7 protein-coding genes and 2 pseudogenes are annotated in these 11991 nt (G+C 70.7%); 7 read left to right on the top strand and 2 right to left on the bottom strand.

From position 1 onward, the window contains the following. Positions 1–39 precede the first annotated feature (39 nt). The gene (gene argS, locus QQK49_RS03580) at positions 40–1773 is read right to left on the bottom strand and encodes an arginine--tRNA ligase (RefSeq protein WP_284302746.1); all 1734 of its coding nucleotides are present in this window, start codon (positions 1771–1773) and stop codon (positions 40–42) included. A 125-nt stretch (positions 1774–1898) separates the two neighbouring features. Between argS and QQK49_RS03575 the strand changes: the two genes are divergently transcribed. The 7 genes and pseudogenes from QQK49_RS03575 (at position 1899) to QQK49_RS03545 (ending at position 10939) form a co-directional block, all read left to right on the top strand. After that, the gene (locus QQK49_RS03575; protein WP_284302745.1) at positions 1899–2786 is read left to right on the top strand and encodes an NAD-dependent epimerase/dehydratase family protein; all 888 of its coding nucleotides are present in this window, start codon (positions 1899–1901) and stop codon (positions 2784–2786) included. A gap of 233 nt (positions 2787–3019) precedes the next feature. Continuing rightward, positions 3020–6982: a multifunctional oxoglutarate decarboxylase/oxoglutarate dehydrogenase thiamine pyrophosphate-binding subunit/dihydrolipoyllysine-residue succinyltransferase subunit gene (locus QQK49_RS03570; protein ID WP_431310567.1), complete on the top strand. Its 3963-nt coding sequence runs from the start codon at positions 3020–3022 to the stop codon at positions 6980–6982. Between the two features lie 136 nt (positions 6983–7118). Continuing rightward, the gene (locus tag QQK49_RS03565; RefSeq protein WP_284302743.1) at positions 7119–7295 is read left to right on the top strand and encodes a DUF6104 family protein; all 177 of its coding nucleotides are present in this window, start codon (positions 7119–7121) and stop codon (positions 7293–7295) included. Positions 7296–7301: 6 nt separating this feature from the next. Next, positions 7302–8024, top strand: a complete 723-nt coding sequence (locus QQK49_RS03560) for a GDSL-type esterase/lipase family protein (protein WP_284302742.1) — start codon at positions 7302–7304, stop codon at positions 8022–8024. A 102-nt stretch (positions 8025–8126) separates the two neighbouring features. Then, complete coding sequence (locus QQK49_RS03555; protein ID WP_284302740.1) at positions 8127–9077, top strand: DUF4097 family beta strand repeat-containing protein; 951 nt, start codon at positions 8127–8129, stop codon at positions 9075–9077. 127 nt (positions 9078–9204) lie between these two features. After that, positions 9205–10005 (top strand): annotated as a pseudogene (locus tag QQK49_RS03550) (PadR family transcriptional regulator); the annotation flags it as partial. Positions 10006–10168: 163 nt separating this feature from the next. After that, entirely contained in the window at positions 10169–10939 is a 771-nt protein-coding gene (locus QQK49_RS03545; protein WP_284302738.1) for a hypothetical protein, read from the top strand. A gap of 27 nt (positions 10940–10966) precedes the next feature. Here QQK49_RS03545 and QQK49_RS03540 read toward each other — a convergent pair. After that, positions 10967–11933 (bottom strand): annotated as a pseudogene (locus tag QQK49_RS03540) (zinc-binding dehydrogenase). Positions 11934–11991 lie beyond the last annotated feature (58 nt).

Raw genomic sequence — 11991 nt, 5'->3', positions numbered from 1 at the left:
GCCGCCGAACTCAGGCGTGCCCGCGGTTCGCCCAGGAGGTCACATCTGTTCGGGCGCCTCGATGCCGAGGAGGTCCAGGCCGGTGACCATGACCTGCAGGGTCAGGGCGCACAGGGCGAGGCGGGAGTTCTTGACCTCTTCGGACTCCGCCTTGAGCACCGGGCAGTTCTCGTAGAACCCCGAGAAGCTCTGGGCGAGTTCGAAGAGGTAGGTGCAGAGGCGGTGCGGCTCGTAGACCGCGCCCACCTGCGCGACCATCGAGCCGAAGTCGAGCAGGCGCAACGCGAGGTCACGCTCGGCGGGCTCGGTGATCGTGATCGCCGAGGCGTCCGGCGCGGGGATGGTCTCGGTGCCGCGGAAGATCGACCGGATGCGGGCGGCGGCGTACTGCAGGTACGGGCCGGTGTTGCCGGTGAGGGCGAGCATGCGGTCGAGGTCGAAGACGTAATCCGAGTCGTGCGCGACGGACAGGTCGGCGTACTTGACCGCGCCGATCCCGACCTGGCGGGCGAGGTCGGCGCGGGTGTCCTCGGAGAGTTCGGGCCGGGCCCGGTCGACATAGGCGCGCGCGTGCTGAACGGCCTCGTCGAGGAGGAACATCAAGCGCAACGGGGCACCCGAACGCGTCTTGAGGATCTTGCGGTCCTCACCGAGGACCGAACCGATCTTGATGTGCTCGACCTCGACCGACTCCGGCAGGTAGCCGGCGCGACGGGCGGTCTCGTAGACCATCTGCAGATGCAGGCTCTGCGTGACGCCGATGACGTAGAGGATGCGGTCGGCCTCGAGTGTCTCCACGCGGTGCTTGACGGTCGCCATGTCGGTGGTGCCGTAGCCGTACCCGCCGTCCGACTTGCGGATGAACAGCGGCACGGGCCGGTCGTCACGGCCGGTGAAGCCGTCGAGGAACACGACGAGCGCGCCGTCGTCCACGGTGGCGATGCCCTTGTCCTCGAGGTCGGCGCAGATGCCGGGCAGGGCGTCGTTGTAAGTGGATTCGCCGGCCAGATCGTCGTCGGTGAGCGTCACGCCGAGGGTGGAGTACACGGTGTTGAAGTACGACTTCGACAGGTCGTACAGCCGGCCCCACAGGCGCAGGGTCTCGGGGTCCCCGGCCTGCAACTTGACCACGCGGGCGCGGGCGCGGGTCGCGAAGTCGGGTGAGCCGTCGAACTTGCCACGGGCCGCCTGGTAGAAGGCGTTGGGGTCGGTCTGCACCAGGTGCGCCTCGGCGGAGTCCTCACCGACCTCGAGCAGGTGCTCCACGAGCATCCCGAACGGCGTCCCCCAGTCGCCGACGTGGTTCTGCCGGATGACGTGGTGCCCGAGATGCTCGAGCGTGCGCGCCAGGCAGTCGCCGACGATCGTCGTGCGCAGGTGGCCGACGTGCATCTCCTTGGCCACGTTGGGCGCCGAGTAGTCGATGGGGATGTTCTGCCGCTGCTCGACGGGCACGCCGAGGCGGTCGTCGCCGGCCAGATCCCCGACGAGGGAGGACACCCACTCGTTCTTGAACGTGAGGTTGAGAAAGCCGGGGCCGCTGACCTCGACGTCCTCGCACTCGGCCGAGAGGTCGAGATGCTCGACGATCTTCGCCGCGAGGTCGCGCGGCTTCACACCCGCCTTCTTGGCGAGCGCCAGCGCGGCGTTGACCTGCACGTCGGCGAACTGGCTCGGTCGCAGCACGGGGTCGACGTCGCGATATTCCTCGCCGAGAGCCTCGGCGATCGCGGACTGGACCTTGGGAGCGATGACCTCGACCGGAGCGACCATGGGACGACTTTATGCCGCGCCCCGGACTCCCCGCCCGCGGCCTCCCCTCGTGGGCGGGATCGACAGGGGCCGAACGGACCTGCGTTCCCGCCGGGCGTCCCCGACTCCCCGCGTAACCTCGCCCCATGCCCGACGAGCCGACGCCCCGACCCACCGCCCTCGTCGCCGGGTGCGGCGATCTCGGAACCGAGGTGGCCCTGCGTCTGGCGGCGCGCGGCGAACACGTCCTCGGCCTGCGACGGCGGATCGAGGTGCTGCCGCCGGAGATCGCAGGGCTGTCGGTCGATCTCACCCGCGATCGCCCCGACCTGCCCGAGGGCACCTACGACCTCCTCGCCGTCGTCCTCACCGCCGACGGTGGCGACGCGAAGGCCTACCGGCGGACCTACGTCGACGGCCTCGCGCGCACCCTGGACGCCCTGGATGCGCGCGGGGCGAGGCCGCGCCGCGCCGTGCTCGTCTCCTCCTCCGGCGTCTACGGAGACACGACCGGGCCGGTCGACGAGACGACGCCGGTCGCCCCCTCCCGACCGACGCACGAGATCCTGCTCGAGGCCGAGCGGCTCTTCCACGCCCGCCTCCCCCACGGCACCGTCCTGCGCCTGTCGGGTCTGTACGGCCCGGGGCGCGCGACGTTCATCGGACGGGTGAAAGCCAGTGAGGTGCGCGAACGCTGGACCAACCGCATCCACCGCGACGACGCCGCCGCCGCGGTCGTCCACCTGCTGTCGGCGCCGTCGGAGTCGTCGGAGTCGCCGTTGGAGTCGCCGCCGCCACTGCTCCTGGGCACCGACACCGAGCCGGCGCGCGCGAGCGAGGTGGCCGATTTCGTCCGTCACCTGCTCGGCCTGCCGGGTCTGCCTGCCCGGCCCGCCCCCGAGACGACGTCCGAACCGCCCGGGCGCCGCCTGTCCTCGGCCGCACTGAGAGCGACCGGCTTCACCTTCGCCCACCCCACCTACCGGGAGGGATATACCGCGGTCATCGGGGGCCGCGGGGAGCGTCACCCCTGAGGCTGCCTGCAGTTTCGCGCCCCGGCGACGTCCGCGAAACGGGGTGCACCGTGCCGCGCCGTCGCACCAGGGCACATGTACCCTGAGTCACGTACGTCCTCGCCGCGTCCGATGTCGTATCCGCGTCCGTCGACGCACGGTTCTCGACGGTCGTTGCGGGGCCCAAGCCGTCATAGTCGACGTACGAAAGAGGCGTTATATCCGTGAGCGACAAGCCCTCGACAAGCGACCCGATGGCGGCGTTCGGACCGAACCAATGGTTGGTCGACGAGCTGTACGAGCAGTACCTCGAGGACAAGCATTCGGTCGACGAGGCCTGGTGGGATTTCTTCGACGGGTACACCCCGTCTCGCGCACGAGGTGAGGAGCGTCCGGGCGGTTCTGCCGCCGCCGGGTCCGACTCCGCTCGGTCGAACGCCCGCCCGGTGACCTCGAAGGAGCCGGCGCCCGCACCCCCACGCACGTCAGGCTCCGGTGAGGCGAAGTCCACCGACTCCCCCGCGCCCGGCACCAAGGACGGGGCCGAGGACGGCGCCAAGGGCTCCGGAGACGACTCGACGAAGACGAAGAAGAAGAGCGGTGCCGTGAAGAACGACTCGAAGACGTCCACCAAGGACGCCGCGTCCAAGGCCGCCCCCGACCGTGGCACCCCCGCCCGCCGGACCGCCGGCGAGACCGGCGCGGAGTCCCGCGCGGCGAGCGCCGGCAGCCAGGAGACGAGCCCCGCTGCTCCCAACTCGGTGTCCGAGGAGCCCATGGCGCGGCAGATGCCGACATCGCGAGACACCCCCGCCGCGCGCACCTCCGACGCCAGTGTCGAGTCCGAGGTCGTCAAGCTACGCGGTCCCGCCGCCCGCATCGTGGCGAACATGGACGCGAGCCTGGAGATCCCCACGGCCACCAGCGTCCGCTCGATGCCGGCCAAGGCTCTCATCGACAACCGCATCGCCATCAACGAACACCTGCGCCGCAACCGCGGTGGCAAGGTGTCGTTCACCCACCTCATCGGGTACGCCATCGTCAAGGCCCTCAAGGCGATGCCGGACATGAACGCCAGCTTCGACGTCGTCGAGGGCAAGCCCTCGGTGGTCAAGCCCGCGCACGTCAACTTCGGCCTCGCCATCGACCTGCCCAAGCCCGACGGCACCCGCTCGCTGGTCGTCCCCTCGATCAAGGCGGCCGAGCAGCTCGACTTCTTCGGCTTCTGGAGCGCGTACGAGGACATCGTCCGCCGCGCCCGCGACAACAAGCTGACCATCGAGGACTTCCAGGGCACGACGATCTCGCTGACCAACCCCGGCACCATCGGCACGGTGCACTCCGTGCCGCGGCTCATGAAGGGCCAGGGCACGATCGTCGGCGTCGGCGCGATGGAGTACCCCGCCGAGTGGCAGGGCGCCAGCACCGACACGCTCAACCGTCAGGCCATCAGCAAGATCATGACGCTGACGAGCACCTACGACCACCGCATCATCCAGGGCGCGGCCTCGGGTGACTTCCTGCGGATCATCCACCGCAACCTCCTCGGCGAGGACGGCTTCTACGACGACATCTACGCCTCGCTGCGCATCCCGTACGAGCCGATCCGGTGGAGCCAGGACGTCTCCACCAGCCACGACGACGACCTGAGCAAGTCGGTGCGCGTCCAGCAGCTCATCCACGCCTACCGCGTGCGTGGCCACCTGCTCGCCGACACCGACCCCCTGGAGTACCGCCAGCGCCGTCACCCCGACCTGCAGCTGTCGACGCACGGACTCTCGATCTGGGACCTCGACCGCGAGTTCCCCACCGGCGGGTTCGGCGGCAAGCCCATGGCCACGCTGCGCGCGATGCTCGGAGTGCTGCAGGACTCCTACTGCCGCACGGTCGGCGTGGAGTACATGCACATCCAGGACCCCGACCAGCGGCACTGGATGCAGGAGAAGATCGAGGTCCCGCAGGAGAAGATCGGCCGCGACGAGCAGATGCGAATCCTGCGCCGGCTCAACGCGGCCGAGGCGTTCGAGACGTTCCTGCAGACCAAGTTCGTCGGTCAGAAGCGGTTCAGCCTCGAAGGCGGGGAATCCACGATCGCGGCGCTGGACGAGGTCCTCGTCGCCGCCGCGAACGAAGGCCTGCACGAGGTGTGCATCGGCATGCCGCACCGCGGCCGGCTCAACGTGCTGGCCAACATCGCCGGCAAGAGCTACGGGCAGATCTTCCGCGAGTTCGAGGGCAAGCAGGACCCCCGCAGTGTGCAGGGCTCCGGCGACGTCAAGTACCACCTCGGCACCGAGGGCGAGTTCACCAGCGAGGACGGCGCCAAGACCGCCGTGTACCTCGCGGCCAACCCGAGTCACCTCGAGGCGGTCAACCCGGTGCTCGAGGGCATCGTGCGCGCCAAGCAGGACCGTCTCGACCTGCACGGCGAGGCCTTCACGGTGCTGCCCGTCCTCCTGCACGGCGACGCGGCCTTCGCGGGCCAGGGCGTCGTCCTGGAGACGCTGCAGCTCTCGCAGTTGCGTGGCTACCGCACCGGCGGCACGATCCACGTCATCGTCAACAACCAGGTCGGCTTCACCACCGCGCCCGCGTCCTCGCGCAGCTCGGTGTACTCCTCCGACCTGGCCCGCACGATCCAGGCGCCGATCTTCCACGTCAACGGCGACGACCCCGAGGCCGTCGTCCGCGTGGCGCGCCTGGCGTACGAGTTCCGGCAGAAGTTCGCCAAGGACGTCGTCATCGACCTCGTGTGCTACCGCCGCCGCGGCCACAACGAGGGCGACGACCCCTCGATGACCCAGCCGCTGATGTACCACCTCATCGAGGCCAAGCGGTCGGTGCGAAAGCTCTACACCGAGGCGCTCATCGGACGCGGCGACATCTCTCCCGACGACGCCGCCGACGCGATGCGCGACTACCAGTCACGCCTCGAGCAGGTGTTCGTCGAGACCCGTGAGGCCAGCAAGCAGCAGGCCGCGGGCAAGGACGTCGCGGGCCTGGAACGGCCCGAGGCGCAGGAGAAGGACGACCGCACGCCGGGCCGTCAGGTCGCCACCGCGATCTCCACCGAACTCCTGCACCGTCTGGGCGACGCGTGGACCGACTACCCCGAGGGGTTCAACGTCCACAAGAAGCTGCAGAAGATGCTCGAGAAGCGCACCGAGATGACGCGCAGCGGCGGGATCGACTGGGCGATGGGCGAACTGCTCGCGTTCGGCTCGCTGCTCACCGAGGGCACACCGGTGCGCCTCGCCGGGCAGGACTCGCGCCGCGGCACGTTCACGCAGCGCCACGCCGTCCTCATCGACCGCGACACGGCCGAGGAGTGGACGCCGCTGCTCTACCTGGGCAACCAGGCGCGGTTCTGGGCCTACGACTCGCTGCTCTCGGAGTTCGCCGCCATGGGCTTCGAGTACGGCTACTCCGTCGAACGCCCCGACGCCCTGGTCTGCTGGGAGGCGCAGTTCGGCGACTTCGCCAACGGCGCCCAGACGATCGTGGACGAGTTCATCAGCAGCTCGGAGCAGAAGTGGAACCAGCGCAGCTCCGTCGTGCTGCTGCTGCCCCACGGCTACGAGGGTCAGGGACCGGACCACAGCTCGGCGCGCATCGAGCGCTACCTGCAGCTGTGCGCGCAGGACAACATGACCGTCGCCCAGCCCTCCACGCCGGCCAGCCACTTCCACCTGCTGCGCCGCCAGGCCTACGCCCGCCCGCGCACCCCGCTGGTGGTGTTCACGCCCAAGCAGCTGCTGCGCCTCAAGGCGGCCACGAGCGGCGTCGAGGAGTTCACCAACGGCACCTTCGAGCCGGTGATCGTGGACCGCCAGCAGCCCGCCGCCGACAAGGTCGACCGGGTGCTGCTCGCCTCCGGGCGCGTGGTCTACGACCTCGAGGCCATGCGCAAGGAACGCGAGGACGACCGCATCGCGATCATCCGCGTCGAGCAGCTCTACCCGCTGCCCGCCGACGAGATCGCCCGCGCCGTCAAGGAGTACCCGAACGCCGACCTGTGCTGGGTGCAGGACGAACCCCGCAACCAGGGCGGCTGGCCGTTCATGGCACTCAACCTCCCCGCCGCCCTCGCCGAGCGCAGAGAGACCCGCCCACTCACCGTCGTCTCCCGACCCGAGTCGGCCGCACCGTCCACCGGATCGAGCAAGTTCCACGCGGTGGAGCAAGAGGAACTGATGAACGGCGCTTTCAGTCGGTGACCCCGTCGTCGATCGGTCGGTGGCGTGGCCGCCGACCGATCGACGACCGGCATCTCCACCCTGCTGCGGCGCGACACCACGCGCGGCGCGGCGGAGGTCAACGACCAGGCGGGATGCATGAGGCAGAATGGTCCTCGTGTACTTCACCGACCGCGGCATCGAGGAGCTCGCGAGCCGCCGTGGGGACGACGAGGTCACGATCGACTGGCTCGCCGAGCAGTTCCGGACGTTCGTCGATCTCAACCCGGAGTTCGAGATCCCCATCGAACGCCTCGCCACCTGGTTGGCCCGACTCGACGACGATGAGGACTGAACATCCGTGAGCACTGACGACACCACCGGCGCCTACGACTTCGGCGGTTCCCTCGGCGAACCCGTGGAAGACGCCATGGACGACGGCATCCCCACCACCTTCACGCCGAGCGCCGACTCCTTCGCGCACGACGGCCCCCGCGACGTCGGCATCGTGTTCATCGGCGACGGGTTCGTCTCCGGCTACGGCGACCCCAAGGGTCTCGGCTGGGTCTCCCGCGTCATGGGGCGCACCTCCCACCCCGACCTCGACGTCTCCACGTACAACCTCGGCATCCGCGGCGAGTGCTCGGCCGACGTCCTGGACCGGTGGAAGGGTGAGGGGCTGCTGCGCTGGCAGGAGCGCCGCGAGCGTCGCCTCGTCGTCGGTGTCGGCCAGAACGACGTCTTCGAGGGCCTGACGACCGCACGTTCGCGACTCAACCTCGCCAACATCCTCGACGACGCTACCGCTCGCGGCATCGCGCCCTTCGTCGTCGGCCCGCCGCCCACCATCGACCCCTCTCTCAACGAACGCCTCGAGATCGTCGTCGAAGCCCAGGCGGACGTGTGTGCGCGCCGCTCGGTGCCGTTCGTCGACTGCTACTACCCGCTGCTCGAGCACGACCAGTGGCTGAGCGACCTCGGCGCCTCCCGCGACCAGCGCCACCCCGGCCAGGCCGGCTACGGACTGCTCGCCTGGCTGGTGCTCCACGGCGGCTGGGAGAGCTGGCTGCAGATCGAGGGCTGACCCCGGTCCACGGATCGGGGGAAACCCCCATTCCCTTCGCGCCTGACGCGATATATCGTGTTTTCGACAGGACACGATCTATCGCGATTCAGGAGAACCGGGATGACCGAACAGCCGAACACCGACCGCATCGAATCCCCCACCACCCGTGACTTCGAGCGGCCCAAGAGCGTGACGGTGACCGTCGTCAGCGGGTCGGTCGACGTCATCGCCTCACCGCACACTCGGCAGGCGACCCTCGTGGTCCACGAACTCACCGGGCCGCCGCTCGCGACCTCCTCGACAGGCGGGGCGCTCAAGCTGGAGCAGCTCAAGGACGCCGACGGTCAGGTCTGGGGTGCACTCAAGTCGTTCCTGGGCGGCGCCGGCGAGAGCCACAACCGGCCCCGCGTCCGACTCACGCTGTCGGTCCCCGACGACACCGCCGTCTCCGTGCGCACGGTCTCGGCCGACGTCCTCTCCGGCGGTTCGCACGGCCCGGTCACCGTCTACACCGTCTCCGGCGACGTCACCCTCGATCACCCCACGGGCCGCATCGACGTGACGACGGTCAGCGGTGACGTCGACTGCGCCTCCCCCTCGGGCGAGCTCAAGGCCAAGACGGTCTCGGGCGACATCACCGTCCGCGACGCCGTGCTGCGCTCCGCGCGCGTCAACTCCGTGTCCGGCCGGACGATCCTCGACCTGCGTCACGGGCCCTCGCTCGTCACCGCCAACTCCGTCTCGGGTGAGGTCTCGGTGCGGATGCCGGCCGACAGCGGCTACGACGCCTCGGTCGCCTCCACCTCCGGGCACGTCGTCGTCGACGGCGAGCCGCTGCTCGAGGACGGCAAGCGCGGTGGCCACCGCTACGCCGGCGACCGCAGCGTCGCCGTCAAGGCCCGCACCGTCACCGGCGATCTCGTCGTCCTGCGCCGCGCCGGCAACCACACCGGCCCCGGCACCGGGCCGGTCATCGGCGACACCTGGGGCGCGCCCAGCGACATCCAGGACGACGTGCCCGGTCAGGACCGGCGGGGGCCCGGCGGCCCCGACGCCGGGACGGGCATCTGATGAGTGTCTTCGGCCACGGTCAACTGCGGCTCTACCTGCTCGCGCTGCTGCGCGAGGGGCCGCGCCACGGGTACGACATCATCCGCGACCTGGAGAACCGCTTCTCCGGCATGTACTCCCCAGCCCGGGCACGGTCTACCCGCGCCTTTCCAAACTGGAGGAGGAGGGCCTGGTGGAGCGCACCGACGAGGGTCGCAAGGCGCTCTACCGACTCACCGACGCCGGCCGGGCCGAGGCCGGCGCGCGCGAGGAGGAGATCGCCGCGCTCGAGTCCTCCCTCGACGCCTCCGCCGACCGCCTCGCCGAGGAGATGCGTCGCCGGGTCCGTGCCGGCTCCGAGGACCTGCGCTCGGAGGTCGCGGCCGCGACGGCTCACCTGCGCGGAGGAGCGGGCGGGAGCTCCTCGGCGCGCTGGAGCGACGTCACCGACCACGCCGGCCCCACCGCCGGCGCGGACACGCCGCCCCCGTTCGACCTCGACGGCCTCATCGGCGGCCTGACGCGGGGGCATCTGCCCGACGCCGACGCGATCTCCCGCGCGGTGCGACGATGGGGTTTCGGGCCGCCCGACGCGGCCGATCCCGGTGATGTGACCAATGTCACATCCTCAGAGCGTAACGCTCCGAACTCCCCGCAGGACGGCGCCCCGAAGACCGAGTCGGACCCCGCTCCGGAGCCCGCCACCGACACCGCCGACCCCCACGCCACGGTCACCGCGCCGCCTCCCGGCGCGGCCTCGAGCGCGCGGATCCCCGACGGTGAGGAGGTCCTGGGCGAGGTGGTCGAGGAGCCGGAACCGGCTGAGGAGCAGCGCGATCAGTCCCCGCCCGGCCCGTTCCCGAGCGCCGCGCAGGTGCGCGAGGTCATCGCCATCCTCAAGGACGCCGGCGAGCGGATCCAGGAGGTCCTCGACCCGCCGCGGAGGTGACGCGCCTGCCGACGACGGCGCCCCGGACCCCGACCTGTCAGGGGGCCGGGGCGCCTCGCGTCACCGGTCTGAGGACGGGTGAGGGCCCGCAGCGACACGAAGGGCCGCCCCACCGTCAGCGGACCTGGCTAAGGTGACCACGCCGCCCCTTCGAGGAGTTCCCATGCCTGTGATCGCCCCCTTCCCGCGCCGTTCCCGTGCGTTCGCACGCCTGGCCGCGTGCCTCGTGCTCGCTCCCGCGGCTCTCGCCCTGTCGGCCCCGACGGCCTTCGCCGAGAACGCTCCGCCGGTCGGTGCGCCGGCAGCCGGTGTGGCCAAGCCGGCGATCAAGCCTGCTCCCGGGCCTCGGGAGTCCTGCTCACCGATCGTGCCCCCGGTGGTGACGACCAGCGGCCCGAGCACCAGCGTCGTGGTCAAGCTCGACGCGTCCTGCCCTATGGGCGCCTCGGCCGGCTGGCGGGTCGTGAGCCCCTCGGGTGCCGAGGTCGGCCGGTTCACGCTCACGGGCCACGGCGCCAGGACCCTCACGGTGCCCACCCCCGACGCGACCTCGATCGGCAAGCACCGCCTCGTGCCCGTGTTCGGTCACGACGCCGACTACGGCCAGTTGGTCGTGGTCCCGGGCTCGTTGGTGGTCAAGGCCGGGTCGACGCTCACCGCGACCGCCGCACCCGAGAACGTCACCGTGGCGGCGACCAGGTACGACGCGGCGTCGGCGGCGCTGCGTCCGTGGTCCGGCGCCACGGCGGCACTGCAGCACCAGACGTGTGTGGCCTCCACCTGCACGTGGTCGACGATCTCCACGGCCCGCACCGACGCGGCGGGCCGGGCGACGTTCACCCGGCCCACGGCCGTCGGTGCGGCGACCTACCGCATCATCACGACGGCGACGGCCACGGTCGGCGGACGCGCCGTGGCCATCGCGCCCCGCTGAGGACCCGTCGAGACCGGTCCTGCGAGGTCAGTTCGTCAGCACGATCTTGCCGAAGGACTCCCCGAGGCCAGGCGCTCGAATCCCGTCGCGGCCTCCGAGAGCGGCACGGTGAGGTCGACGACCGGCTCGAGGCCGTGACGCTGCACGAACTGCGACAGCAGGGCGAGTTCGGCCTTGTTGCCCATGGTGGAGCCGATGACCCGTAGCTGGCGGAAGAAGATCTTGGTCAGTTCGGCCTTGGCGGGGGCGTCTCCGCTGGTGGCGCCGCAGGTGACGATCGTGCCGCCGGGTCGCAGCACGTTGACCGAGTGAGACCAGGTGGCCGCGCCGACGGAGTCCATCACGGCGTCGACCTTCTCGGGCAGGCGGGCTCCCGACTCGAACACCGCCTCGGCGCCGAGCTCCTTGGCACGCTCCCCTTCTCGGGGTCACGGCTCGTCACCCACATGCGCAGGCCCGCAGCGGCGCCGAGCTGGATCAGCGCCGTGGCGACCCCGCCGCCCGCGCCCTGGACCAGCACGAGCGAGCCCGGCGACACCCCGGCGTTGGTGAAGAGCATCCGGTACGCGGTGAGCCAGGCGGTCGGCAACGCGGCGGCGGTGGCCCAGCTCATGTCCTCGGGCTTGGCCACGAGGTTGGCGCTCGGCACGAGGACCTTCTCGGAGAACGTGCCCTGGGCCACCTCGGAGAACAGCGAGCGCTTGGGGTCGAACGTCTCGTCGCCGGACCATCCGGGCGTGGCGATGACGCTGTGCAGGATCACCTCCCGCCCCTGGGCGTCGATGCCGGCGCCGTCGCACCCGAGGATCATCGGCAGCCGATCGGCGGGCAGACCGATCCCCTGCAGGGAGAACAGGTCGTGGTGATTGAGCGTGGCGGCCTTGAGGGTGACGACCTCCCAGCCCTCACGCGGCTCCGGGTCGGGGCGTTCACCGACGACGAGGCCGGAGAGCGGATCGGTCTGGGACTGGGTTTCGCAGTAGACGGCGAGCATGGCGACAACGCTAGTCACCCGTGAAGTCCTGTGGTGGCCTGTCGCGTTCGCGGCTTGG

This window comes from Mobilicoccus caccae (genome assembly GCF_030161635.1).
Taxonomy (GTDB): Bacteria; Actinomycetota; Actinomycetes; order Actinomycetales; family Dermatophilaceae; genus Mobilicoccus; species Mobilicoccus caccae.
The sequence above is the reverse complement of the archived record's forward strand: the minus strand, read 5'-3'. Positions and strand labels throughout refer to the sequence as shown.